We start from the raw sequence: 24,794 nt of genomic DNA on the forward strand, positions 1-24,794 counted from the left end.
AGACGAGGAGCAAGCGATGGACAACCCCGTGGCGGTGATCGGCGGCTCGGGACGGCTGGGCCGCCTGATCGCCCAGCGTCTGCTGGACCGTGGCGAACCGGTCCGCGCGATCGGCCGCAGCGTGCAGCACGCCCGGCGCAGCCTGCCGCCCGGCGCGCTCTACTTCGAGGGCGACGTCCGCCGGCCGGAGACCCTGATCGAACCGTTGGCCGGCACCTCGGCCCTGGTCTACTGCGTCGCCCCGGGCACCGCCGACAGCGGCCCGGACCGGCCGGAGACCACCGTCTACCAGGGTGTGCGCAACGCCCTGGCGGCCGTCGCCGAGGGGGGCCACCGCCCCCGGGTGGTGCTGGTCAGCCAGATCCACGCGACCCACCTGGCCCACCCGCTGAACGCCTACGGCCGGGTGCTGGAGTGGCGGCTGGCCGGCGAGAACGCGGTCCGCGACTCCGGCCTGCCGTACACCGTGATCCGGCCGGGCTGGCTCACCGACACCCGGGAGGCGGGCGAGCGGGTCCGGCTGGAGCAGGGCGACCAGGGCTTCGGCCAGGTCTCCCGGCCGGACCTGGCCGAGGCCTGCGTCCAGGCGCTGCTCCAGCCGGCCGCGGACGGCGTCACCTTCGAGATCTTCAACGAGCCCGGCAGCATCTTCCCGGCGTGGAGCGAGGCGTTCGCCGGGCTCCAGGGCGACCGGACCCCGGTGGGCTGACGACGACATGAGCGAACACCACGAGGCTCGCAGGGCCGAGATCGAGGCGGCCGAGATCGGACCCGGTCACGCCCAGCCGCTCGGCGCCACGCTCGACGGCGACGGCGACGGCGTCAACTTCTCCCTCTACTCCGAGCACGCCACCCGGGTCGACCTGCTGCTCTTCGCCCACCACGAGGACCTGGCGCCGACCCGGGTGATCCCGCTCGACCCGGAGCGGCACCGCAGCTACCACTTCTGGCACTGCCACCTCTCCGGCCTGACCAAGGGCCAGGTGTACGCGTACCGGGTCGACGGCCCGCGCCGCACCAAGGACTCCGGCACCTTCTTCAACCCCCGCAAGGTGCTGATCGACCCGTACGCCCGCGCCAACGTCAACTCGCTGTGGGACCGCACCCGGGCGATCGGCACCGAGGACAACTGCGCGTACTCGATGCGCAGCATGGTGGTCGACCTGGACGGCTACAACTGGGAGGGCGACGAGCCGCTGCGCACCCCGCTGGCGGACACCGTGATCTACGAGATGCACGTGGGCGGGCTGACCGCCTCGCCGTCCTCGCACGTGGTCCACCCCGGCACCTTCAACGGGGTGGTGGAGAAGATCCCGTACCTGAAGGAGCTCGGCGTCACCGCGGTCGAGCTGCTGCCGATCTTCGACTTCGACGAGCGGCAGGTGCTGCGGATGGGGCCGAACGGCGCGCCGCTGTACAACTACTGGGGCTACGACCCGTTCGGGTTCTTCGCCCCGCACACCGGCTACTGCTCGGACCCGTGCGAGTGCACCCACATCACCGAGTTCCGCGACATGGTGAAGGCGCTGCACCGGGCCGGCATCGAGGTGATCCTCGACGTGGTCTTCAACCACACCTCGGAGGGCAACGAGAACGGCCCGGTGATCAGCTTCCGCGGCCAGGCCAACGAGGTGTACTACCACCTGTGGCCGCAGGACCGCCGGCACTACATGGACTTCACCGGCTGCGGGAACGCGATCAACGCCAACCACCCGGCGGTGGCCAAGTTCGTCATCGAGTGCCTGGAGTACTGGGTGACCGAGCACCACGTCGACGGCTTCCGCTTCGACCTGGCCTCGGAGCTCTCGCGCGGGGCCGGCGGCTACGAGATGGACGTGCCGCCGGTGCTGTGGGGGATCGAGCTGTCCGGGATCCTCTCCGAGTCAAAGATCATCGCCGAGCCGTGGGACGGCGGCGGCCTCTACCAGGTCGGCCGTTTCCCGGGGAAGCGCTGGGCCCAGTGGAACGGCCCGTACCGGGACGACATCCGGCGCTTCGTGCGCGGCGACGCCGGCCTGGTCGGCACCGTCGCCACCCGGCTCGGCGGCTCGCCCGACCTGTTCGGCCGGAACGGCGAACTGCCCACCAACAGCGTCAACTTCATCACCTGCCACGACGGCTTCACGCTCAACGACCTGGTCAGCTACAACGAGAAGCACAACTGGGCCAACGGCGAGGCCGACGCGGACGGCGCCCACGAGAACTTCAGCTGGAACTGCGGCGTGGAGGGCCCCAGCGACTCGGCGGACGTCGAGCGGCTGCGGGTGCGTCAGATCAAGAACCACCTCGCGGTGCTGCTGCTCAGCCGGGGCGTGCCGATGCTGCTGGCCGGCGACGAGTTCCGCAACAGCCAGGGCGGCAACAACAACGCGTACTGCCAGCACAACGAGACCGCCTGGCTGGACTGGAACCAGGCCGAGAAGGAGACCGAGGTCCGGGACTTCTTCCGGAACATGACCGCGCTGCGCCGGCGCTTCCGCGCGGTGCGCGAGGCCCGGTTCTTCTCCGGCCGCACCAACCCCCGCGGCCTGCCCGACGTCACCTGGCACGGCACCCGGCTGGAGCAGCCGGGCTGGGACGACCCGCAGGCCAGGGTGCTGGCGCTCACCCTGGCCGGCTTCGACGGCGACCCGGACCTGCACGTCATCCTCAACATGTTCCACCTGGGCCTGGACTTCGAGCTGCCGTCGATCGACGGCCACCGGTGGGCCCGCCTGGTGGACACCGCGCAGGGCGCCGGCGAGGACGTCCTCGCCCCCGGCGCCGAGGCGCCCGTCCCCGGCCACGCCTTCCATGCCCAGGGCCGCAGTGTCGTCGTCCTGGCGGCGCTGCCCGATGAGGGAGGAACGCACCGATGAACGCACCCGACACCCGGCGGATGTACTCCGACAGCATCGCCGGCTATGTCACCAACTACGACCCCGCGCACGACCGGTTCGGCCTGCGGACCTCGGACGGGCGCGAGTTCACCATCCACCTGAACGGCTTCCTGAGCTCCGAAATCGTCCGCAACCTCGGCGACGGCCCGCGCGACACCGGCGAGGCCACCCGCGACATGCTGGCCGAGGGCCGGTACGTCTTCGTCTACGGCCTGTTCTACCGCTGGGACGGCGGCGAGCGGATCGAGGCCCGGCAGATCACCTTCCCGGAGACCAGCCGCGGCAACTACGTCTTCGAGCACCCCAATTGGTGGGTGCAGCAGGCGGCCGAGATCGCCGACTTCTACCTGCGCGGCCACTTCCCGGACGGCCCCGACAAGGACGGCCGGTACGACTGGCGCAACTTCCGCACCCGGCTCACCCTGAGCGGCACGCACGTCCCGGACTTCACCGGCGAGGACGTGCGGCAGGAGACCGACACCATCTCCCGGCTGGTCTACGGCCTGGCCACCGCCTTCCTGCTCACCGGTGAGGAGCGGTTCTTAAGCGCCGCCGAGTCCGGCACCGAGTACCTGCGCGAGCACATGCGGGTCGCCGACGACTCGGAGGGCGTCGTCTACTGGTACCACGGCATCGACATCACCGAGGCCGGCCAACGCAAGGTCTACGCCTCGGAGTTCGGCGACGACTTCGACGCCATCCCGATGTACGAGCAGATCTACGCGCTGGCCGGGCCGACCCAGACCTACCGGATCACCGGCGACCCGCGGATCCTCGACGACATCGACCGCACGGTCGCCCTGTTCGAGCGCTTCTTCCGGGACGAGGACCAGGGCGGCTTCTTCTCCCACCTCGACCCGATCACCATGGACCCGCGGGCCGACTCGCTCGGCCGCAACCGGTCCCGCAAGAACTGGAACTCGATCGGCGACCACGCCCCGGCGTACCTGATCAACGCCTATCTCGCCACCGGCCGGGAGGACTTCTCCAAGCTGCTGGAGGAGACCGCGGACACCATCGCCGAGCGCTTCCCCGACGAGCCGGCCAGCCCGTTCGTCCAGGAGCGCTTCCACGCCGACTGGAGCGCCGACCGCACCTGGGGCTGGCAGCAGAACCGCGCGGTGGTCGGCCACAACCTCAAGATCGCCTGGAACCTGACCCGGATCCGCGCCCTGCACGACAAGGAGCGCTACTCCGAACTGGCCGAGCGGATAGCCGAGTTGATGCCGCCGGTCGGCAGCGACCAGCAGCGCGGCGGCTGGTACGACGTGGTGGAACGGGTGGCCGACCCGGACACCGGCGCCCACCACCTGGTCTGGCACGACCGCAAGGCCTGGTGGCAGCAGGAGCAGGCGATCCTCGCCTACCTGATCCTGGCCGGCGTCTCCGGCGACCCGGAGCACCGCCGCCTGGCCCGCGAGTCGGCGGCCTTCTACAACGCCAACTTCCTCGACTACGACGACGGCGGCGTGTACTTCAACGTGCTGGCCAACGGCATCCCGTACCTGCTCGGCACCGAACGGCTCAAGGGCAGCCACTCGATGGCCGGCTACCACGCGCTGGAGCTGTGCTACCTGGCCGCCGCCTACACCGGCCTGCTGATCACCTCGGCGCCGCTCACCCTGCACTTCCGGCCGCAGCCCGGGGCCTTCCCGGACCGCCTGCTGCGGGTGTCGCCGGACCTGCTGCCGGCCGGCTCGGTCCAGATCGACCGGGTGTGGATCGACGACGAGCCGTACGAGGACTTCGACCCCAAGCAGCTGACCGTCCGGCTGCCGCTGAGCAACCGTCCGCTGAAGGTCCGGGTGGACGTCGAGCCGGCCGACATGCGGCTGCGGGTCTCCAGCGACTTCGACGGGAAGACCGCGCACATCCACTGCGAGGGCGTGATCGACCGCGAGGAGCTGGAGAAGTTCCGCCGCTGCCTGACCGAGGCGCTGTCGGTGGAGCCCCGCCGGGTGGAGTTCCACCTCTGCAAGGTGACCGAGATCGGCCGCCCGGCCATCAACGAACTGCTGTTCCAGCGCGCCAAGATGGGCCTTGAGGTCGACTTCGTGATCGTCGGCTGCAGCCTCCCCGAGGTCACCCAGGCCCTGCTGGCCACGGACGCCTTCCTGGTCGACGACGACCGGACCTGCGTCACGGACTGACCCGTCGCCCCGCTCCCGCCGCCCCCACCCGGCGGGAGCCGGGCCCGCCCCGCCCCCGCCGGCCCCACCTGGCGGGGGCGGAGCCCGGCCCGACCGCCATCGCGCCAGAACCTCACCCAAGGATCGATGTGTCCATGATTTCGAACTTCCGTACACCGCACGCCGGCCTGCGGCAGGACGGAATCTCCGCATACTGCCACGAGCTCTTCAGCTGCTTCGCCCGCTCCGACCAACGGCGCTGGGGCGAGGTCTACCTCCGCGGCCTGCGCCAGGCGGACGGCCGCAAGACTCCCGCCAACATCTCCGAGCAGGTGCTCGGCCAACGCATGGTGCAGCCCATCCAACAGTTCGTCAACCAGTCCACCTGGGGGGTCGGCGAGGTCCGCCGCCGGCTCGCCGAGCTGGTCGCCTCGGCCGCCGCCCCGCACGCCTGGGCCGTCGACGACGTGGTGTTCGCCAAGAACGGCACCCGCTCGGCCGGCGTCGCCCGCCAGTTCGTCCCCGCCGAGGGCCGCACCATGAACTGCCAACTGGCGATGGCCACTTCGCTGATCCACCCGCACGGCGCCCAGCCGGTCACCTGGCAGCTGGCACTGCCCCGGCACTGGGACACCGACCTGGAACTGCGCACCCAGGCCCACCTCCCCGAGGAGGCCCGGCACCTGCCGCGCTGGCAGCACCTGCTCGACTCGGTCGACGAGATACTGGGCTGGGACGTGCCCAGCGCCCCCGTGCTCGCCGACTGGAGCAACGAGAAGGAGGTCGAGCCGCTGCTGCTCGGCCTGGAGGACCGCGGGCTCGGCTACCTGGTCCAGGTCGGCGCCGGCACCGCGCTGCCCGCCTGCGCCACCGGCGCCCAGCGGGCCCTGCCGGTCACCCACGGCGCCCACGGCGCCCAGCCGGTGCGCCGGCCGGCCGCCACCGTCCGGCGGCGGGCCGCCGAGCTCGCCGACGAGCTGGTCCCGCAGGGCGACCGCGCGGTGCTGGCCTGGCGGGAGGAGCCGACCGCGCGGGTGCGGCACTCGCAGTTCCTGGTGGTCCCGCTCACCGACGGGCGCAGCGCCCGCCGCGGCCGCTTCGCCGAACTGGTGCCCGCCGCGCCCCGCCACCTGGTGGTCGAGTGGCCGTTCGGGCGTTCCCAGCCGCGCACCTACTGGGTGACCAACCTCCCGGTGCACCGGCTGCCCGAACTGGTCGCCCTGGCCGAGCTGCGCGGCCGCTCCGCCGACACCGTCGAGCGGCTGCACCGCGACTACGGGCTCGGCGACTTCGAGGGCCGCTCCTACCGCGGCTGGCACCACCACGTCACGCTGGTCGCCGCCGCCCACGGCTACGACCTGCTGGACCGACTGGCCGACCTGGAGTCCGCCCGCGAGACCTCGGCCACCGGCTGACCGGCGGCGGCGGTGCCGCCGGTGCTTCGGGGGCGGCCCGACGGGCCGCCCCCGAGTGCCGCGTCCGGTGGCGTGTCCGGGCCCGGCTCAGCGCGCCGCGCCGAACGGCACCCCGGTCAGCTCTTCGCTCAGCAGGCGCAGTCGCGCCCGCGCGCTGCTCTCGTAGGCCTGGCTGCTGGCCCGGGCCTCGTCGGAGCGGTTGAAGTACCGTCCGGTCACCCCGTCCAGCGCCGGGTCGGTGACCAGCCGCAGGGTGTGCCGCACGCCCTCGGCGACGGTGCTCTGCGGGGTGAAGAGGTTGACCACCATCTTGGTGGGCATGTACGACGCCGGGTGCAGCGCGTTGACCGTCACCCCGGTGCCGGCGAGCGCCTCGGCCAGGTCGAAGGTCAGCATGATCTGGGCCAGTTTGGCCTGGCAGTACGCCTGGACGCCGTCCCAGCGGCGGCGCAGCATCACGTCGTCGAAGTTGATGGGCGCCTGGCCGGCCGAGGTGACGTTGACGATCCGGGCGGGCGCGGAGAGGGCCAGCAGCGGGGCGAGGCGCACCGCCAGCACGTACGCGGCCAGGTAGTCGACCTGGAAGGTCATCTCGTGGCCGTCCCAGCTCTCCTGGCGGTCGAGCTCGACGCCGATGCCGGCGTTGTTGACCAGCGCGTCGAGCCGCTCCAGGCCGGACACCCGCTCGGCCAGCTTGTGGACGTCGGAGAGCCGGGCGAAGTCCGCCAGCAGGTAGCTGATCCGGTCGTTGCCGGTCTCGGCGCGCAGCTCGGCGAGGAGGGCGTCGCCGCGTTCCTGGCTGCGGCCGTGCAGTACCAGGGTGGCGCCCTGGGCGGCGAGTTCGCGGGCCATGGCGCGGCCGAGGCCGTCGGTGGCGCCGGTGATGAGGACGGTCTGTTCTTCGATCGGGGTCACAGCAGCCTCCGGGGTCTGGAGAAGGGCGCTGCCCGGAAGCGCCGTCGGTGCTTCCGGGCAGCAGATGGCCGATCAGACGATCGGGTGGCCACTGGCGGTGGTCTCCGGGACGTTCTCCTTGACGTCCCAGTGCTCCGCGATCAGGCCGTGCTCGATGCGGAAGACGTCCACCACGGCCATGCCGCGGTCGCCGTCCTGCGCGGTGAAGTGGCTGTGCACGAAGACCAGGTCGTGGTCGGAGACGATCCGCTGGATCGTGAACCGGCCTTCCGGGACCTGGGTCTTGAAGCCGGCGACGAAGTCGACCACCGGCTTGCGGCCGTCGGGCAGGTTGGGGTTGTGCTGGATGAGGTTCTCGGCGAGGAAGCGGTCGGCCTCGTCGGCCTTGCCCTCGTTCCAGACGGTGTCGAGGTACTGGGTCACCAGCTGCTTGTTGTGCTCGGACATCGAGGACTCTCCCGTTCGTGGGTTTCGGTGGTGTCTGGTGGTCATGAGTTGGATGGTGCGGGGACCGGTGCCTCGGCCGGGGCCGGGGCCGCCGGAGCCTTGGTGCCGCGACCGGACAGCACGTGCGCGCCGGCTGCCGCGACGAGCAGCAGCAGGGCGAGCCCGGGCATCAGGGTCGCGCCGACGGAGGGCAGGAAGGTGGAGCCGAGCAGGCTGCCCAGGCTCATGCCCAGGTACAGCGCGGAGGCGTTCAGCGCCAGGATCAGCGCCGGGTGGGCGGGCAGGACGGCGATCAGCCGGGCCTGTTGCGGGGCCTGGTACATCTGGCTGAAGAAGGCCCAGACGGCGAACAGCACCAGGCCGGCGACCGTCAGTTTCGGGGTGACGACCAGCAGGGCCAGGGCCACGCCCAGGCCGGCCAGCGACACCGTGATGGTGCGGGTGCCGCCGAGCTTCTCGCTGATCCGCGGCGCCAGCGCGTTGCCGAGCACGCCGACGACGCCGAAGGCCATCAGGGTGCCGGAGACCACTCCGGCGCTGGCGTCGAAGCGGGCCGCCAGGTAGGCGCCGGCCACGCCGTACACGGTGAACTGGGCGGCCATGAACAGCAGGGTGGTGGTGACGGTGGGCAGCGCGCCGGGGGTGCGCAGCGCGGCCCGGTAGGCCTGGGCGGTCGGCGGTTCGCCGGCCGGCAGGTCCGGTACCAGCACCGCCACCAGCACCAGGGACAGCAGGGAGAGCGCGCTGACGCCCAGCAGGGCCGGGCGCCAGCTCATCGTGGAGCCCAGGAAGGAGGCGAGCGGGACGCCGAGCACGGAGGCGGCGGTCATGCCGGCGAACACCGTCGCCAGGGCACGGTGGCGCCGCTCCGGTCCGACGATGGCCGCGCCGGCCGCCGAGGACGCCGGTCCGAAGATCGCCGCGCCGATCGCCCCGAGCACCCGGGTGAGGGTCATCGTGGTGTAGTCGGGGGCGACGGCGCTGAGCCCGCCGCCGACGGTGAGCAGTGCCAGGCCGAGCAGCAGGACCTTCTTGCGGTCCATCCGGCGCAGCAGCGCCGGCGCCGTCGGCGCGCCCACCGCGAAGGTGAGGGCGAACACGGTGACCAGCAGGCCGACGCTGGCCGGGGCGACCTCCAGGCTCTTGCCGATCGGGGCGTTGAGGCCGACGACGGCGAGCGAGATGGTGCCCAGGCTGAAGTAGCCGAGTGCCAGCGCGAGCAGGGCAGGGGTGGGGTTTCGAGGATTCACGGGACCTCGTTTCGCAGGTGGATTCCGGTGCACGGTGAGCAGATTCGGGTGACGGCATCGGCTGGGCGTGCCCGCGTCCAAAACGCTAGCCAGGTGGCCGAAGTCCAGTGCTTGGACCGCTCCCCCGCAGGGCACTGTGAAAGGTCGTCAGCGGCACTACGTCAACTCGTGACCGGTGGGGACAGGACGGTGGAACAGCAGCGGTACGCGGCGCCCGGTGGCGACCAGCCAGTGCTCCAGGCCGCTGACCGCGACCAGCAGGACGGCGGTCGCGCCGAGCGTGGCGATCGCGGGCATGTGCGGGGCTCCGGCGGCCAGGCCGAGCAGGCACAGCCCGGCGCCGACCCGGGTGGCCGAGGCGGCGCCGAACATCCGCCAGCGGGTGTAGCCGAACGTCAGCGCGAATATCGCGGCGCCGATCGGGAGCAGGGCCGCGCTCGGGTCGTGCGAGACGCCGGTGGGGTGGGCGACCGTGTTGCCGGTGCCGACCGCGACCAGCAGCAGGCCGAGCACCAGCACCAGGTGGCCGTAGCTGAGCACGTCGCGCACCACGGTGGCCGGGGTGCGGTGGGTGCGCATCGAGTGCTCGACGGCGGGAGCGGCGAGGTGGAAGTACAGCCACCACATCGCGCCGCCGATCACGAAGCTGAGCACCAGCGCGGCGACCAGCGCGGCGGTGAGCGCCCCGGCCGAGGCGCGGGCGCCGACCGCGAGGATGTTCTCGCCGAGCGCGATGATGATGAACATGCCGAAGCGCTCCGGCAGATGGGCCGCGCTGTAGGTCATGGCGTGCAGCCGGCGGCTCATCACTGCGGGCAGCACCGCCTCGGCCAGGATGGCGGCGGCCCAGATCGCCGCCCGGGCCGGGCCGCTGACGAAGGCTCCGACGGTCAGCGCCAGCGCGAACACCACGCCGACCGAGTAGGGGTGGATGGTGCGGGCGAAGGGGCGTTCGCGGCGGGTGGCCTCGCCCATCAGCAGCCGCAGCACCAGGTAGGAGCCGGCGAACAGCGCCGCCCCCGCGTGCCCGGACATCGCGCTCGGCGCGGCCACGCCCATGCCGTAGGTGGCCAGGCCGGCGGCGAGCAGCAGCAGGCGCTCGACGTGGGTCTCCTCGACCATGGTGACGGCCAGCGCGACGTCCACCCAGGCCCACCACAGCGGGGTGAGCATCAGCAGGGCCTGGCCGAACGTCGCCCAGCTCGGCGAGTGGCCGATGATGTGGGTGGTCTGGCTGACGCCGAAGGCGAGCACGATGTCGTAGAACAGCTCCGCCCAGGTGGCCCGGGAGCGGGTGCCGTCGGCGGCGCGCTCGTGGCGGTGGTGGTGGAACATCTTCCTCACCCTCTCTGCCCGGACGCGGACGTCCGGGCGGTACGGGCAGTGGCCGGTCCGCCCGCCGCAGGGGAGGACGGACCGGCCGGTGGGGGTCAGGCGTCGTACCGGGCCAGCTCCTCGGGGGTCTGGTCGGTGTAGCCCTGGCTCACCTCGATGACCACGCCGTCCGGGTCGGTGACCCAGACCGTGCGCCAGCCGGTGATGTACTCGTCGAAGCCGAGCGGGCCGAGCGAGATGCTCAACTCGCCGTCGGCACCGGCCAGGAAGGCGTCCACGTCGTCCACCTGGAAGGCCAGGTGGCGGACCGTGCCGGGGTTGGCCGGGCCGTCGTCCTTGGCCGCCGGGGCGGGCTCGGCGTCGCTGGCGAACAGCTCCAGCCAGGCCTCGCCGCGGCGCAGGAAGACCACCTGCCAGCCGTCGCCGGCCACCACCCGGGCCCGGCGGAAGCCGAACCAGCGGGTGTAGAACTCCTCGGTGGCCGCCTGGTCGCGGCAGTTGAGCCCGACGTGCGCCCAGCGCAGAGCGGCGGGTGCGGTCATCGCGGCCTCACTTTCCGAAGGCGGGGGCGAACGGCACGCTGTCGTGGAAGTTCGCCATGTAGACGATCTCGCCGCCGACGACGCGGAAGTAGTTGCACACCTCGGCCTCGATCTCGACGCCGCCGTGGGTGCGTCCGGCGATGTGCGAGACCACGGCCGCCTGTTCGCCGTCGATCACGACGTGGACCGGCTTGTTGGCGAACTCGGCGTACATGTCGGGGAATCCGCGCATCATGTCGCGCAGCGTCTCCCGGCCCTCGACGTGCCCGGCGAGCTGCTCGTCCATCACCGTGTCGACGGCGAACAGGTCGCACCACGGGTTCCAGTCGCCCGCGTTGGCGAGCTCGTAGTAGCGGTCCACGACACCCCTGGTGTCCATGGGTCTCCTCCTGGTCTGGGGTGAACTCGGTGGGTGGGGGCGGGCGTTACGGGAGCTCGACGCCGATCTGGCGCATCAGGCCGGCGGTGTCGGCCTGCACCCAGCGCTCGACGACCTTGCCGTGCTCCAGCCGGTAGACCTCCAGGCTGGTCCAGCTGACCTCCTTGCCGGTCGGCTCGACCCCGAAGAACGGGCCGACGTGCCGGCCGGTGAAGGTGATGTGCATGATCACCTTGTCCGGGTCGGCCGGGTAGAGGGCGTCCAGGTGGGCGTGGAAGTCCAGCGCCTCGTGGGCGCCGATGATGATGCCCTTGAGCTCCTCCAGGCCGGCCACGTTCCAGGCCGGGTTGTTGTCCCGGAACCCGGGGCCGAACAGCTCGTCCAGGTCGTCGTAGCGGTGCTCGTTGACCGCGTCGCTGACCTTCTGCACGACGGCGGTGTTCTCCACGCCGCGGGCCAGCTGCGCCTTCAGGCCGAGCAGGTCGTCCTGCGCCCAGCGCTCGGCGAGCAGGCCGTCCTCGGCGCGCCAGATCTCGGTGGTGGTCCACTCGACCTCCTGGCCGGTGGCCGGGATGCCGAGCAGTTCGCCGCGGTGGGTGCCGGTGAGCTTCACCCGGGTGACCACGCGGTCCCCGGCGGTGAACGCCTCCTGCAGTTCGCCGCGCAGGTCGAGCGAGTCGTGCGCGGCCTTGAGGGCCTGCTGGTAGCTCTCCAGGCTGCTGATGTCGAAGCCCGGGTGGTGGTCCTGGAACGCGGGGTCGATCACGGCGGCGATGCCGTCGGAGTCGTTGCGGTTCAGCGCGTCCAGGAAGCGCCGGTACAGGTCGAGGTTCGCCTGCTGGTCTGCCATCGTCGGCCTCCTGCCGAGAGATCAGGAACGGTTGAGGATCAGATCGGCGGCCTTCTCGCCGATCATCACGCTGGGGGCGTGGGTGTTGCCGGCCACCACGGTCGGCATCACCGAGGCGTCGGCGACCCGCAGGCCGTCGATGCCGTGCACGCGCAGGTCCGGGTCGACCACGGCGTCCGGTCCGGCGCCCATCCGGCAGGTGCCGGCGGGGTGCCAGAGCGTCGTGGCGTTGGCGCGGACGTACGCGCGCAGCTCCGCGGTGTCGACGGCCCCCTTGCCGGGGCCGTACTCCTTCCCGCGGAAGTCGTCGAAGGCCGCGGTGTGGGCCAGTTCGCGGGCCAGCCGGACGCCCTCGACCAGGACGTCCAGGTCGGCCGGGTCGCTCAGGTAGCCGGGCCGGACCACCGCGGTGGAGCGCGGGTCGGTGTCGCGCAGGGTCACCGTGCCGCGGCTCGCGGGCAGCAGCGCGATGGGCGCGAACGTGAAGCCGGGGCCCTGCCACAGCTCGGCGGGGGCGTCGGCGGGCAGGAACTTCACCGGCCCGAAGGTGAATTGCAGGTCCGGCCCGCGCGAGGGGTCGGCCGCGGCGGTCCGGGTGAACAGGCCCGCCTCGGAGAGCGGCGCCTCGGGCGGCAGCTCGCGCAGCGACTCGTAGCAGACCGGCGCGAACAGGTGGTCCTGCAGGTTGCGGCCCACCCCGGGCAGGTCGAGGAGCACCTCGACGCCCGCCGCGCGCAGTTCGTCGGCCGGGCCGATGCCGGAGAGCATCAGCAGCTTGGGGCTCTCGAACGCGCCCGCGCAGACGATCACTTCGCGCTCGGCCCGCAGGGTGTGCGTCCGGTCGCCCTGGACGTACTCGACGCCGACCGCGCGGCCGTCCTCGACCAGGATTCGGGTCGCCTGGGCGCCGGTCTGCACGGTGAGGTTCGGGCGGCCCAGCGCCGGCAGCAGGTACGCGGTCGCGGTGCTGGACCGGCGGCCCTCGGGGGTCCGGGTGTGCTGGTAGTGGAACCCGAAGCCCTCCTGGTGCTCGGCGTTGTAGTCGCCGCCGCTGCGGTAGCCGGTCTCCCGGGTCGCCGCGACGAACGCCTCGGCCAGCGGGGTCGGCTCGGCCGACGCGGCGACCTGCACCGGGCCGTCCTTGCCGCGCCAGGCGGACCCGCCGCCGGCGAAGTCCTCCGAACGCCGGAAGTACGGCAGCACGTCCTCGTAGCCCCAGCCGGGGTTGCCCAGGTCGCGCCAGCCGTCGTAGTCGCGGCGGCTGCCGCGCACCCACATCAGCGCGTTGACCGTGCTGCAGCCGCCGGCCACCCGGCCGCGGGCGACCGGGATCCGGCGCTCGTTCACGCCGGGCTCCGGCTCGGTGGCGTACCCCCAGTCGATGCTCGTGCTCCAGTCGGCGGTGAGCAGCGCCAGCACCGCGCCGGCGTCGGTGCGGTGCAGCTCCTCGCGCTCGGGCCAGCCGCCGGCCTCCAGCAGGACGACGTTCGCGGAGCCGTCCTCGCTGAGCCGGGCGGCCACCGCGGCGCCGGCCGAGCCGGCGCCGACCACCACGTAGTCCGCCGCCATCAGCCGGCGTCCTCGGCGGGGGTGAGGGTGACGACCCGGTAGCGGGCGATCCGCAGCACGCCGGTGGCCGGGTCGCGGGTCAGCTGCCAGGTCTGCCGGACCCGGAACGCGGCCCGGTGGCCTTCGGCCAGGTGCTTGGCGGCCCAGATCACGGTCAGCTCGATGTCGACCGGGCCGTCCGCCTCGGTGGCGGTGAACGTCTCCAGCGTGTGGCTCTGGTCGGCGAAGGCCTCGCCGACCACGGTGTACCAGTCCCGGAAGTCGGCGTGCGAGCGGAGCGTGCGCTCCGGGAACGCCATGTCCAGGCCCTCGTCCACCACCAGCGGCAGGAGGTCCTCCACCGGGTCGTGACGGCTCAGCAGATCGAACCAGTTCTGTGCGAATTCCCTGATTTCCGGGTTCTCCCCGGAGTTGGCGTCGGACATTTCCGCCTCTCCTTCCCGCAATTAGTGAGCGCGGCTGAGAGGGACGCTAGAATCCGGCCCGCCGGAGCGTCAACGGCCTTCTCCGCCGACCCCCGCACTGTGCAAAGTCCCCTCCCGTCCTTCGGCAACTCGGCCACTCATTCGGCTACTCAGAGGCATCTCGGCACGCCAGGACGCCGGGCCGGGGGACATGCCGAAGTGCTTTCACCGACTTCGCAGTGTCCCGACGGGTGGGGCGGCGACTCTGGTGTGAATTCCGCGACGGCTGTTAGACAGTAATCCCCGCCGACTTCCGACGGGAATTCGCAAGGCAATCGAAGGAGAACATCGCCGATGGCGAAGAAGCGAATCCTCATCGTGCTCTCCGAGTACGGCTACTGGGGTGAGGAGCTGGTCGGACCGCTGGAGACCTTCGACCGGGCCGGCTACGAGGTCACCTTCGCGACCCCGACCGGCAAACGCCCCGCGGCGCTGCCGCCGAGCATGGACCCCGAGTACATCGACCCGCCGCTGGGCCGCTCGGTGACCAGCACCGAGATGGCCGAGAAGGTCAAGGTCCTGGACCGCTCCAGCCGGCTGGACGAGCCGCTGGACCTGGCCTCCTGGCTGCCGGACCGCCCGTACCGCAGCCGCAACGACTTCCTGCGCGCCTGGGAGGGCTACAACACCCGCCGCGAGCAGGTGCAGGAGCAGATCGCCGAGCGCTACGACGCCCTGCTGATCGTCGGCGGCAGCGGCCCCATCGTCGACCTCGCCAACAACTGGCGGATCCACGACCTGATCCTGGCCTTCCGCGACCTGGACCTGCCGATCGCCGCCGAGTGCTACGGCATCGCGGCGCTCGCCTTCGCCCGCGAGCAGGACGACCGGACCAGCATCCTGCGCAACAAGCACGTCACCGGGCACTGCATCGAGTACGACTACAAGGACGGCACCGGCTTCATGGGCACCGACTTCGTGATCGGCCCGCCGCCGTACCCGCTGGAGTACATCCTGCGCGACGCCACGCTCCCCGAGGGCGCCTTCCACGGCAACTTCGGCAAGGAGACCTCGGTGATCGTCGACTACCCGTTCATCACCGGGCGCTCCACCCCGGACTCCTACCTGACCGGCCAGAAGCTGGTCGAGGTGCTGGAGGACGGGCTGCGCCAGTGGGGCTTCAAGGCCTGACCCCGCGCCGGCCGCGGGGAGCAGGGCGGGCGCCCGCCCTGCTCCCCGCGGCCCACCCACCCCCGAACCGGAAACCCCCAGCTCACACGAGGAGGCACAGGCATGGCCAGCAGGCCCGCACGGGTGGCGATGCTCGAACAGTTCAAGGCCGACGGCGTCACCCACATGTTCGGCAACCCCGGCACGGTCGAGCAGGGATTCCTGGACGAGCTCCGCGACTTCCCCGAGATCGAGTACGTGTTGGCGCTCCAGGAGGCCGCCGTGGTCGGCCTGGCCGACGGCTACGCCCGGGCCACCCGCCGGCCGGCCCTGCTCCAGCTGCACTCCGGCGTCGGCCTCGGCAACGGCATCGGCATGCTGTACCAGGCCAAGCGCGGCCACGCCCCGCTGGTCGTCCTGGTCGGCGAGTCCGGGCTGGCGTACGACGCCATGGAGGCCCAGATGGCCGCCGACCTGGTCGCGATGGCCGAGCCGGTCACCAAGTGGGCGACCCGGGTGGTCGACCCCCGCTCCACCCTGCGGGTGCTGCGCCGCGCCTTCAAGGTCGCCGCCACCCCGCCGTACGGCCCGGTGATGGTGGTGCTGCCGGCCGACGTGATGGACGCCGAGACCGACGAGCCGGTCGTGCCCACCTCCTACCTGGAGACCGCGGCCGTCCCCGCCCCGGAGACCGTCGGGCGCGCCGCCGACCTGCTGGCCGGCGCCGAGCGGCCGCTGGTGATCGTCGGCGACGGCGTGCACTTCTCCGGCGCCCAGGCCGAACTGGCCCGCCTCGCCGAGGTGTGGGGCGCCGAGGTGTGGGGCGCGGACTGGGCCGAGGTCAACCTGCCCGCCGACCACCCCGCCTACCGCGGCCAGTTGGGCCACATGTTCGGCACGTCGAGCCGCCGGGTCACCGCGGCCGCCGACGCGGTGCTGATCGTCGGCACCTACGCGCTGCCGGAGGTCTTCCCGGCCCTGGAGGGGGTGTTCGCGCCCGGCGCGCCGGTGGTCCACGTCGACCTCGACAGCGGCGCCATCGCCAAGAACTTCCCGGTCGACCTCGGCATCCTCGCCGACCCCCGCCAGTCGCTGGGCCGGATCGCCGCCGCCATCGACGCCCGGCTGACCCCCGAGCAGCAGCGGCGGGCCGCCGACCGGCTGCGCAGCTGGGGCGCCGAGAAGGCCGCCGCCCGCGTCGAGGCCGAGGAGCGCGACGTCCGCGAGGCCGCCGGCGCGCTCACCGCCGCCGACTTCGGCCGCGAACTCGCCGCGCAGCTGCCCGCCGACGCGATCCTCTTCGACGAGGCGCTGACCTGCTCGCCCGGCCTCTTCCGCCACCTGCCGCCGAACACCCCCGGGGAGTGGTTCCAGACCCGCGGCGGTTCGCTCGGCGTCGGCATCCCCGGCGCGCTCGGCGCCAAGCTCGCCCACCCGGAGAAGACCGTGGTCGGCTTCACCGGCGACGGCGGCTCGATGTACACGATCCAGGCCCTGTGGACCGCCGCCCGCTACGACATCGGCGCCGTCTTCGTCATCTGCAACAACGGCCGCTACAAGCTGCTCGACGACAACATCGCCCAGTACTGGGGCACCCAGGGCATCGAGCCGCACGCCTTCCCCGAGCTGTTCGACCTGAGCCGCCCGGAGATCGACTTCGCCGCGCTCTCCCGTTCGCTCGGCGTCCCCGCCGTCCGGGTCGACAAGCCCGACCAGGTCGCCGCCGCGATCGCCGAGGCGCTGACGAGCGGCGGACCGTTCCTGATCGACCTGGTGGTGGGCCGGTGAGCACCACGACCGAACACGGCGGCCGACTGGCCGGCCGGAAGATCGCCGTGCTGATGGAGAGTGACTTCTACGAGCCCGAAATCCTCTACTACCAGCGGCGGTTCGCCGAGGAGGGCGGCAGCGTCCACTTCCTCACCCGGCTGTGGGGCAACGACCGGCTGGTCTTCCGCGGCCACGAGCACGGCATGCCGTTCGAGGTCAGCGAGTCCTTCGAGGACGTCGACGAGTTCGGGCTCCGCCAGTACGCGGCGGTGATCGTCCCGTCCGGGATCGTCGCCGACCGGCTGCGCTACACCGAGGCCGTCGACCGGCTGCCGCCCGCCGCGCTGTTCCTGCGCCGTGCCTTCGCCGACCCGGCGATCGTCAAGGGGATCATCTGCCACGGCATGTGGCTGGCCGCCCCGGTCCCCTCGGTGATCCGCGGCCGGCAGGCCGTCGTCCACAACAACCTGCTGGGCGACCTGCGGAACATGGGCGGCGTCTTCGTCGACCGCGACGTGGTGGTCGACGACGACCTGGTGACCGCCCGCACCGGCAACCACTGCCACCTCTTCGCCCGCACCATCATCGACCGGATCGGCCAGCGCTGATCCCCTCCCCCTGCGCGTCCCGCCACCGAGAGGAGTCCCGCCATGTCCGCCCGTACCGCCGTGTTGTCCCCCCGTGCCGCCTCAGCAGTCCGCCATCGGCCGGAACCGGTCGGGCGGATCCCCGTACTCGACGTCCGGCCGGCCGTCGACGGCGGCCGCCGGCCCGCCAAGGCGGTCGAGGGCGAGACCTTCGAGGTCTCCGCCACCGTGTTCCGCGAGGGCCGGGAGGCGGTCGCCGCCAACGTGGTGCTGCGCGGGCCGGCCGGCCGCCGCGGACCGTGGACGCCGATGCGCGAGCAGGCCCCCGGCACCGACCGCTGGACCGCCGAGGTCACCCCCACCGTCCCCGGCCGCTGGACCTACACCGTGGAGGCCTGGAGCGACCCGGTGACCGGCTGGCGGCGCACCGCCGCGGTCAAGATCCCGGCCGGCGTCGACGTCGAGGTCACCCTGATCGAGGGCGCCGAGCTGCTGGAGCGGGCCGCCGAGAACGTCCCCCGGGGCCGCGGCCGCAGCGTCCTGCTCGGCACCGCCGCCGCGCTCCGCGCCCCGGCCCGCCCCCCGCTGGAACGGCTGCTGCTCGCCCGCCGCCCCCGGGTCACCGCCGTCCTGGAGCGCTACCCGCTGCGCGAACTGGTCAGCCGCTCGCAGGAGTTCGAGCTGGCGGTCAGCCGGAAGCGGGCGCTGTTCGGCGCCTGGTACGAGTTCTTCCCGCGCTCGGAGGGCGCGGTGGTGGACCCGAGCGGCGTGCAGCCGCCGGTCTCCGGCACCTTCCGGACCGCCGCCGAACGCCTGCCCGCGGTCGCCGCGATGGGCTTCGACGTGGTCTACCTGCCGCCGATCCACCCGATCGGCCGCGCCTACCGCAAGGGCCCGAACAACAGCCTGATCGCGGGCCCGCACGACGTCGGCTCGCCGTGGGCGATCGGCTCCCCGGAGGGCGGCCACGACGCCGTCCACCCCGACCTCGGCACCATCGAGGACTTCGACCACTTCGTCGCGGAGGCCGGCGCGCTCGGCCTCGAAGTGGCCCTGGACTTCGCCCTGCAGTGCTCGCCGGACCACCCGTGGGTGCACACGCACCCCGAGTGGTTCACCCACCGCCCGGACGGCACCATCGCCTTCGCCGAGAACCCGCCGAAGAAGTACCAGGACATCTACCCGGTCAACTTCGACCAGGACTTCGACGGCATCGTCCGCGAGACGGTGCGGATCCTGCGGTACTGGACGGGCCACGGGGTGCGGATCTTCCGCGTCGACAACCCGCACACCAAGCCGGTCAACTTCTGGGAGAAGGTGCTCGCGGACATCGCCCGCACCGACCCCGACGTGCTGTTCCTCGCCGAGGCATTCACCCGGCCCGCGATGATGAACACCCTCGGCAAGGTCGGCTTCCACCAGTCCTACACGTACTTCACCTGGCGCAACGACAAGGCCGAACTGACGGAGTACCTGACCGAGCTCACCGGCGACACCGCCGCCTGGATGCGCCCCAACTTCTTCCCCACCACCCCCGACATCCTCCCCGAGCAGCTCCAGACCGGCGGCCCCGCCGCGTTCGCCCTGCGCGCCGTCCTCGCCGCCACCCTCTCCCCCAGTTACGGCATCTACGCCGGCTACGAGCACTGCGAGAACCGGGCCGCCCACCCGGGCTCGGAGGAGTACCTCGACTCGGAGAAGTACGAACTGCGGCCCCGCGACTGGACCCGCACCGACACCCTCGCCCCGCTGCTCACCGCGATCAACCGGATCCGCCGCAGCCACCCCGCCCTCCAGCAGCTGCGCGACCTGCGCTTCCACCCCACCGACAACGACCAGATCCTCGCCTTCTCCAAGACCGCCCGCACCACGGACGACCTGGAGGACCGGGTCGTCACCGTGGTCAACCTCGACCCCCACCACCCCCAGGAAGCCACCGTCACCCTCGACCTGCCCGAGGACACCAAGGTCCGGGACGAGCTGACCGGCGAGCTCTACCTCTGGGGCCGGCACAACTACGTCCGGCTCGACCCGGCCGTCGCCCCCGCCCACCTGCTCACCCTCCGTCAGGACATCTGAAATGCCCACCGTCGCCTGCGCGTCCTGCCTGGCCGCCGAACCCGGGCAGGCCCTTCGGGGTGACGAGCTGCTCCGCCCGCTGCTGCCCGCGCTGCGGCCCTGGCTCGTCACCCGCCGCTGGTTCACCCACGAGAGCGGCTGCCTGCAGGACCTCTCCCCCCTCACCGACACCGTGCTGGAACAGCCCCGCGGCGAAGCCGTCCTGGTCCACGCCCTGCTCACCGCCGTCCACACCTCCGGGGCCGCCCGCCGCTACCAGTTACTGCTGGGGCTGCGCCCCCGGCTGGCCCCGCGCCTCAACGCGGCGGTGGTCGGCCAGGCGGTCGGCGGCCGTTGGGACGGCTGGTGGATCTACGAGGCCACCGACGACCCCGAGCTGATGTCCCTGCTGCTGGAGCGCACCCAGACCGCCCGCCCCGGCACCCCCCGGCTCGCTCTGACCCGCCCCGGCTCCGTTCCCGGCGGCCTCGTCCCGCGCCCGCTGAAGGCCGAACAGACCAACAGCGCCGTGGTGTTCGGCAACCGGCTGATGCTCAAGCTGTTCCGCCAGCCGCAGCCCGGCCCGCACCCCGAGGCCGAGGTGCTCACCGCCCTCACCGCCGCCGGCAGCATCAGCACCCCCCGCCTGCACGGCCGCCTCACCGTCGGCGACTACGTGCTCGGCGTGCTCCAGGAGTTCCTGCCCGCCGACGGCGACGGCTGGGACCTCGCCGTCCGGCACGCCACCGACAGCCTGCGCGGCCACGAGGGCGCCGCCGGCCTCGGCGGATTCAGCGCCGACGCCTACGCCATGGGCGAGTCCGTCGCCCGCACCCACCGCCTGCTCGCCGAGACCTTCCCCCGCCGCTACCTGACCGAGAAGCAGATCTGCGGCATCGTCGACCAGCTCGACGAGCGGCTGCGCGACGCCGCCGGCCGGGTCCCCGAGCTCGTCCCGCACACCGAGCGGATCGCCGAGATCTACCGGGACTTCGCCCGCGCCGCCTGCCAGGGCCGCGGCCTCGACGGCCAGCGGATCCACGGCGACCTCCACCTCGGCCAGGTCCTGCGCACCCAGACCGGCTGGAAGGTCATCGACTTCGAGGGCGAACCCGGCGGCGCCGCCGACGACCAGGGCCGCCCGCAACCCGTCCTGCGCGACGTCGCCGGCATGCTGCGCTCCTTCGAGTACGCCGCCGAACACGCCCTCGCCGCCCTCCTCGCCGAGGACCGCGAACTCCTCGACCCCGCCGACCGGCTGCACCACACCCGCCGCGCCCGGGCCTGGTCGCTGCGCGGCCGCCGCGCCTTCATCGCCGGCTACGCCGCCGGCGGGCAGGTCGACCCCTACTGCCACCCGGCGGTGCTGCGCGCCTTCGAGACCGACAAGGCCGTCTACGAGGCCGTGTACGAGACCCGGTACCGCCCCGACAAGCGGTTCATCCCGCTCAACGCGATCCAGCGGCTGGCCGCCGGCCGCTGACCTTCCCCCCGCCTGAACCACCCGAGAGGACGCCCTCCCGTGACCGTGCAGCTGACGGCCCCGCTTCTGCTCCCCGAAGCCCCGCCGCCGCCCGACGATGCCGAACGGCTGCTCGCCGGCGCCCACCACGACCCGCACGCCGTCCTCGGCGCGCACCCGGTCGAGGACGGCGTGGCCGTCCGGGTGCTGCGGCCCTGCGCGGAGAGCGTGGTGCTGGAGACCCCGCTCGGCGACGTCGCCCTGGCGCCCGGCCCGGGCGGCCTGTTCACCGCCCTGCTCCCGATCACCCAACTGCCCCAGTACCGGCTGCGGGTGTCGTATCCGGGGGGTGAGCCGGTGGTGCAGGAGGACGGGTACCGGATGGCTCCGACGCTGGGTCAGCTGGATCTGCATCTGATCTCGGAGGGCCGGCACGAGCAGCTGTGGACGGTGCTCGGCTCGCACGTGCGCACGGTGGACGGGGTGGCGGGCACCTCGTTCGCGGTGTGGGCGCCGAACGCCGTCGGGGTGCGGCTGATCGGCTCGTTCAACCACTGGGACGGCACCGCGCACCCGATGCGCTCGCTGGGCTCGTCCGGCGTGTGGGAGCTGTTCGTACCGGGCCTCGGCGAGGGCGAGCGGTACAAGTACCAGATCCTGACCCGCGGCGGCGCGATCGCGGAGAAGGCCGACCCGCTGGCCCGCGCCGCCCAGTGCCCGCCGGACACCGCCTCCGTCGTCCACACCTCGACCTACGCGTGGGGGGACGCCGGGTGGATGGCGGCGCGGGCGGGTGCGGTCCACCACCGGTCGCCGATGTCGGTGTACGAGCTGCACCTGGCGTCCTGGCGGCCGGACCTCACCAGCTACCGGGAGATCGCCGAGGTGCTGCCCGGCTACCTGACCGAACTCGGCTTCACCCACGTCGAGTTCATGCCGGTGATGGAGCACCCGTTCGGCGGCTCCTGGGGCTACCAGGTGTCCGGCTTCTACGCCCCGACGGCCCGGCTCGGCGCCCCCGACGACTTCAAGTACCTCGTCGACGCCCTGCACCGGGCGGGAGTGGGGGTGATCGTGGACTGGGTTCCGGCGCACTTCCCGAAGGACGACTTCGCGCTGGCCCGCTTCGACGGGGAGCCGCTGTACGAGCCGGCCGACCCGCAGCGGGCGGAGCACCCGGACTGGGGGACGCTGGAGTTCGACTACGGCCGTCCCGAGGTACGGAACTTCCTGGTCGCCAACGCGGTGTACTGGTGCGAGGAGTTCCACGTCGACGGCCTACGGGTCGACGCCGTCGCCTCGATGCTCTACCTCGACTACTCCCGTCCGGACGGCCGGTGGACGCCGAACCGGGACGGCGGGCGGGAGAACTGGGACGCCGCCTCGTTCCTGCAGGAGATGAACGCGACGGTGTACCGGCGCTGCCCGGGCGTGCTGACGGTCGCCGAGGAGTCCACCGCCTGGGACGGCGTCACCCGGCCCACCGACGCCGGCGGACTCGGCTTCGGCCTGAAGTGGAACATGGGCTGGATGCACGACTCGCTGGCCTACCTGGGCAGAGAGCCGGTGCACCGCAAGTACCACCACCACGAGATGACCTTCGCGATGGTGTACGCGTACTCGGAGAACTACATCCTGCCGATCTCGCACGACGAAGTGGTGCACGGCAAGCAGGCGCTGGTCTCCAAGATGCCCGGCGACTGGTGGCAGCAGCGCGCCAACCACCGCGCCTACCTCGGCTACATGTGGGCCCACCCCGGCAAGCAACTCCTGTTCATGGGACAGGAGTTCGCGCAGGGCACGGAGTGGGACCACGAGCGCGGCCCGCAGTGGTGGGTGCTCGACGAGGGCTGGCCCGCCGCGGCCGAGCACCGCGGCGTCCGCGACCTGATCGCCGACCTCAACCACACCTACCGCGCCACGCCCGCGCTGTGGGAACAGGACACCGTCCCCGACGGCTTCCGCTGGCTCGACGCCGACGCCGCCGACGAGAACGTCATCGCGTTCGTGCGCCGCGCAGCGGACGGCAGCCCGCTGGTCGCCGTCTGCAACTTCTCGCCGGTCGTCCGCCGCGACCGGCGGATCGGGCTGCCGCTGCCGGGCCGCTGGCGGACCGTGCTGGACACCGACGACGCCCGTTACGGCGGCAGCGGCGCCGCCGCCGCGACCCGCCGCCCCGAGGCCGAACCCGTCCCGTGGCACGGCCAGGACCACAGCGCCCCGCTGACCCTTCCCCCGCTGGCCACCATCTGGCTGACACCCGAGGAGCATCATGGAGCCTGAACTCGCCCGCCGCCTGGTCAAGGCGTACGACATCCGCGGCCTGGTGCCGCAGGAGCTGGACGAGGCCGCCGCGTACCGGATCGGCGCCGCCTTCACCGAACTGACCGGGGCCGCCGAGATCGCCGTCGCCCACGACATGCGCGACTCCTCGCCCACCCTGGCCGCGGCCTTCACCCGCGGCGTGCTGGACCAGGGCGTGGACATCCTGGACACCGGCCTCGGCTCCACCGACTACCTGTACTTCGTGGCCGGGCGGCTCGGCATCCCCGGTGCGATGTTCACCGCCAGCCACAACCCGGCCGCGTACAACGGGATCAAGCTGTGCCGGGCCGGGGCCGTGCCGATCGGCGAGGGCAGCGGCCTGGAACGGATCCGGGCCGCCCTGGTCGCCCCGGCGCCGGTCGTCGCCGACCCGGTCCCGGGGACCCGGCGCGCCGAGAGCCTGCTCGACGAGTACGCCGCCCACCTGCGCTCGCTGGTCGACCTGTCCGGGCTGCGTCCGTTGAAGGTGGTGGTGGACGCGGGCAACGGCATGGCCGGGCTGACCGTGCCGCTGGTGCTGGACCACCCGCTGCTCGACATCGTCCCGATGTACTTCGAGCTCGACGGCAGCTTCCCGAACCACGAGGCCGACCCGATGAAGCCGGCCAACGTCGCGGATCTGAAGGCGCGGGTCCGGGCGGAGGGCGCCGACCTGGGCCTGGCCTTCGACGGGGACGCCGACCGCTGCTTCGCGGTCGACGAACGCGGCGAGGCGGTGCCGGCCTCCTCGGTGATCGCGCTGGTCGCCGCCCGGCTGCTGGCCGGCGAGCCCGGGGGCCGGGTGGTGCACAACCTGATCACCTCGCGGTCCGCGATCGAGGTGATCGAGGAGAGCGGCGGCGTGCCGGTCCGCTCCCGGGTCGGGCACTCCTTCGTCAAGGCGCTGATGGCCGAGCACCTGGCGGTCTTCGGCGGCGAGCACTCCGGGCACTACTACTTCCGCGACTTCTGGTTCGCCGACACCGGCATGCTGGCCGCCCTGCACATCCTGGCCGAACTGTCCGACGCGAACCGGCCGTTGTCCAAGCTGGTGGCCGACTTCACCCGGTACGCCACCGCGGCGGAGACCAATCTGGAGGTCGCCGACCCGGCCGCCGCCCTGGCCGAGGTGGAGCGCTCGCTCGGCGACGGCGCCGTCCTGGACCGGCTGGACGGCCTGACCGCCACCTTCGCCGACGGCGCCTGGTTCAACCTGCGCGCCTCCAACACCGAGCCGGTGCTGCGGCTGAACGCCGAGGCCGCCGACGGCCGCCGCCTCGACGATCTCCGCGAGCGGGTGCTGCGGATCGTCGCCGGCTCCTGAACCGG

General features: G+C 72.5%; 20 protein-coding genes. 11 read left to right on the forward strand and 9 right to left on the reverse strand.

Annotated features, from left to right (window positions below; translation table 11 throughout):
- Positions 1-16: 16 nt before the first annotated feature.
- From AMK19_RS12830 to AMK19_RS12845, 4 genes are all read left to right on the forward strand, one after another.
- Positions 17-709, forward strand: a complete 693-nt coding sequence (locus AMK19_RS12830) for an SDR family oxidoreductase (protein ID WP_073811177.1) — start codon at positions 17-19, stop codon at positions 707-709.
- Positions 710-716: 7 nt separating this feature from the next.
- The gene (gene glgX / locus AMK19_RS12835; protein ID WP_073811179.1) at positions 717-2,858 is read left to right on the forward strand and encodes a glycogen debranching protein GlgX; all 2,142 of its coding nucleotides are present in this window, start codon (positions 717-719) and stop codon (positions 2,856-2,858) included.
- Positions 2,855-5,029 carry an AGE family epimerase/isomerase gene (locus AMK19_RS12840; protein WP_073811181.1) on the forward strand — a complete coding sequence of 725 codons (2,175 nt, stop codon included), beginning with the start codon at positions 2,855-2,857 and terminating at the stop codon, positions 5,027-5,029. The genes glgX and AMK19_RS12840 overlap by 4 nt, the downstream gene beginning before the upstream one ends.
- Before the next feature lie 134 nt (positions 5,030-5,163).
- Positions 5,164-6,423: an IS701 family transposase gene (locus AMK19_RS12845; RefSeq protein WP_073811183.1), complete on the forward strand. Its 1,260-nt coding sequence runs from the start codon at positions 5,164-5,166 to the stop codon at positions 6,421-6,423.
- 87 nt (positions 6,424-6,510) lie between these two features.
- Here the strand turns inward: AMK19_RS12845 and AMK19_RS12850 are convergent, their stop codons facing one another.
- From AMK19_RS12850 to AMK19_RS12890, 9 genes are all read right to left on the reverse strand, one after another.
- A complete protein-coding gene (locus tag AMK19_RS12850) occupies positions 6,511-7,338 on the reverse strand; it encodes an SDR family NAD(P)-dependent oxidoreductase (RefSeq protein WP_073811185.1) in 828 nt (275 codons plus the stop codon).
- Between the two features lie 72 nt (positions 7,339-7,410).
- On the reverse strand, positions 7,411-7,785 hold the full coding sequence (locus AMK19_RS12855; RefSeq protein ID WP_073811186.1) for a nuclear transport factor 2 family protein: 375 nt from the start codon (positions 7,783-7,785) through the stop codon (positions 7,411-7,413).
- Between the two features lie 41 nt (positions 7,786-7,826).
- Positions 7,827-9,035: an MFS transporter gene (locus tag AMK19_RS12860; RefSeq protein WP_073811188.1), complete on the reverse strand. Its 1,209-nt coding sequence runs from the start codon at positions 9,033-9,035 to the stop codon at positions 7,827-7,829.
- Positions 9,036-9,191: 156 nt separating this feature from the next.
- Complete coding sequence (locus AMK19_RS12865; protein ID WP_073811190.1) at positions 9,192-10,370, reverse strand: low temperature requirement protein A; 1,179 nt, start codon at positions 10,368-10,370, stop codon at positions 9,192-9,194.
- Between the two features lie 95 nt (positions 10,371-10,465).
- The gene (locus tag AMK19_RS12870; protein ID WP_073811192.1) at positions 10,466-10,912 is read right to left on the reverse strand and encodes a VOC family protein; all 447 of its coding nucleotides are present in this window, start codon (positions 10,910-10,912) and stop codon (positions 10,466-10,468) included.
- A 7-nt stretch (positions 10,913-10,919) separates the two neighbouring features.
- Positions 10,920-11,291, reverse strand: a complete 372-nt coding sequence (locus tag AMK19_RS12875; protein ID WP_073811194.1) for a nuclear transport factor 2 family protein — start codon at positions 11,289-11,291, stop codon at positions 10,920-10,922.
- Between the two features lie 46 nt (positions 11,292-11,337).
- A complete protein-coding gene (locus tag AMK19_RS12880; protein WP_073811196.1) occupies positions 11,338-12,141 on the reverse strand; it encodes an ester cyclase in 804 nt (267 codons plus the stop codon).
- Between the two features lie 21 nt (positions 12,142-12,162).
- Positions 12,163-13,710 (reverse strand): GMC family oxidoreductase, encoded by a 1,548-nt coding sequence (locus AMK19_RS12885; protein ID WP_073811198.1) that lies wholly within the window; start codon positions 13,708-13,710, stop codon positions 12,163-12,165.
- Entirely contained in the window at positions 13,710-14,135 is a 426-nt protein-coding gene (locus AMK19_RS12890; protein ID WP_073811201.1) for a hypothetical protein, read from the reverse strand. The genes AMK19_RS12885 and AMK19_RS12890 overlap by 1 nt, the downstream gene beginning before the upstream one ends.
- 333 nt (positions 14,136-14,468) lie before the next feature.
- Between AMK19_RS12890 and AMK19_RS12895 the strand changes: the two genes are divergently transcribed.
- From AMK19_RS12895 to AMK19_RS12925, 7 genes are all read left to right on the forward strand, one after another.
- Positions 14,469-15,305: a type 1 glutamine amidotransferase domain-containing protein gene (locus AMK19_RS12895; RefSeq protein ID WP_073811203.1), complete on the forward strand. Its 837-nt coding sequence runs from the start codon at positions 14,469-14,471 to the stop codon at positions 15,303-15,305.
- Between the two features lie 102 nt (positions 15,306-15,407).
- Positions 15,408-17,072, forward strand: a complete 1,665-nt coding sequence (locus AMK19_RS12900; RefSeq protein ID WP_073811205.1) for a thiamine pyrophosphate-binding protein — start codon at positions 15,408-15,410, stop codon at positions 17,070-17,072.
- 53 nt (positions 17,073-17,125) lie between these two features.
- Positions 17,126-17,662: a DJ-1/PfpI family protein gene (locus tag AMK19_RS12905; RefSeq protein ID WP_073811692.1), complete on the forward strand. Its 537-nt coding sequence runs from the start codon at positions 17,126-17,128 to the stop codon at positions 17,660-17,662.
- Between the two features lie 42 nt (positions 17,663-17,704).
- Positions 17,705-19,720: an alpha-1,4-glucan--maltose-1-phosphate maltosyltransferase gene (locus AMK19_RS12910; RefSeq protein ID WP_083646726.1), complete on the forward strand. Its 2,016-nt coding sequence runs from the start codon at positions 17,705-17,707 to the stop codon at positions 19,718-19,720.
- Between the two features lies 1 nt (position 19,721).
- Complete coding sequence (locus AMK19_RS12915; protein WP_083646728.1) at positions 19,722-21,182, forward strand: maltokinase N-terminal cap-like domain-containing protein; 1,461 nt, start codon at positions 19,722-19,724, stop codon at positions 21,180-21,182.
- 39 nt (positions 21,183-21,221) lie between these two features.
- The gene (gene glgB, locus AMK19_RS12920; RefSeq protein WP_198953311.1) at positions 21,222-23,444 is read left to right on the forward strand and encodes a 1,4-alpha-glucan branching protein GlgB; all 2,223 of its coding nucleotides are present in this window, start codon (positions 21,222-21,224) and stop codon (positions 23,442-23,444) included.
- A complete protein-coding gene (locus AMK19_RS12925; RefSeq protein WP_073811207.1) occupies positions 23,434-24,789 on the forward strand; it encodes a phosphomannomutase/phosphoglucomutase in 1,356 nt (451 codons plus the stop codon). Before glgB ends, AMK19_RS12925 begins: the two co-directional genes overlap by 11 nt.
- The last annotated feature ends 5 nt before the right edge of the window (positions 24,790-24,794 follow it).

It is taken from the genome of Kitasatospora sp. CB01950, from assembly GCF_001905465.1.
Lineage (GTDB): Bacteria > Actinomycetota > Actinomycetes > Streptomycetales > Streptomycetaceae > Kitasatospora.

What these genes read in the sequence shown, in the direction of transcription:
- AMK19_RS12830 (WP_073811177.1), top strand. Translation starts at nt 17, where the DNA reads ATGGACAACCCCGTGGCGGTGATCGGCGGCTCGGGACGGCTGGGCCGC.
- glgX (WP_073811179.1), top strand. Translation starts at nt 717, where the DNA reads ATGAGCGAACACCACGAGGCTCGCAGGGCCGAGATCGAGGCGGCCGAG.
- AMK19_RS12840 (WP_073811181.1), top strand. Translation starts at nt 2,855, where the DNA reads ATGAACGCACCCGACACCCGGCGGATGTACTCCGACAGCATCGCCGGC.
- AMK19_RS12845 (WP_073811183.1), top strand. Translation starts at nt 5,164, where the DNA reads ATGATTTCGAACTTCCGTACACCGCACGCCGGCCTGCGGCAGGACGGA.
- AMK19_RS12855 (WP_073811186.1), bottom strand. Translation starts at nt 7,785, where the DNA reads ATGTCCGAGCACAACAAGCAGCTGGTGACCCAGTACCTCGACACCGTC.
- AMK19_RS12865 (WP_073811190.1), bottom strand. Translation starts at nt 10,370, where the DNA reads ATGTTCCACCACCACCGCCACGAGCGCGCCGCCGACGGCACCCGCTCC.
- AMK19_RS12870 (WP_073811192.1), bottom strand. Translation starts at nt 10,912, where the DNA reads ATGACCGCACCCGCCGCTCTGCGCTGGGCGCACGTCGGGCTCAACTGC.
- AMK19_RS12875 (WP_073811194.1), bottom strand. Translation starts at nt 11,291, where the DNA reads ATGGACACCAGGGGTGTCGTGGACCGCTACTACGAGCTCGCCAACGCG.
- AMK19_RS12880 (WP_073811196.1), bottom strand. Translation starts at nt 12,141, where the DNA reads ATGGCAGACCAGCAGGCGAACCTCGACCTGTACCGGCGCTTCCTGGAC.
- AMK19_RS12885 (WP_073811198.1), bottom strand. Translation starts at nt 13,710, where the DNA reads ATGGCGGCGGACTACGTGGTGGTCGGCGCCGGCTCGGCCGGCGCCGCG.
- AMK19_RS12890 (WP_073811201.1), bottom strand. Translation starts at nt 14,135, where the DNA reads ATGTCCGACGCCAACTCCGGGGAGAACCCGGAAATCAGGGAATTCGCA.
- AMK19_RS12895 (WP_073811203.1), top strand. Translation starts at nt 14,469, where the DNA reads ATGGCGAAGAAGCGAATCCTCATCGTGCTCTCCGAGTACGGCTACTGG.
- AMK19_RS12900 (WP_073811205.1), top strand. Translation starts at nt 15,408, where the DNA reads ATGGCCAGCAGGCCCGCACGGGTGGCGATGCTCGAACAGTTCAAGGCC.
- AMK19_RS12905 (WP_073811692.1), top strand. Translation starts at nt 17,126, where the DNA reads ATGGAGAGTGACTTCTACGAGCCCGAAATCCTCTACTACCAGCGGCGG.
- AMK19_RS12910 (WP_083646726.1), top strand. Translation starts at nt 17,705, where the DNA reads ATGTCCGCCCGTACCGCCGTGTTGTCCCCCCGTGCCGCCTCAGCAGTC.
- AMK19_RS12915 (WP_083646728.1), top strand. Translation starts at nt 19,722, where the DNA reads ATGCCCACCGTCGCCTGCGCGTCCTGCCTGGCCGCCGAACCCGGGCAG.
- AMK19_RS12925 (WP_073811207.1), top strand. Translation starts at nt 23,434, where the DNA reads ATGGAGCCTGAACTCGCCCGCCGCCTGGTCAAGGCGTACGACATCCGC.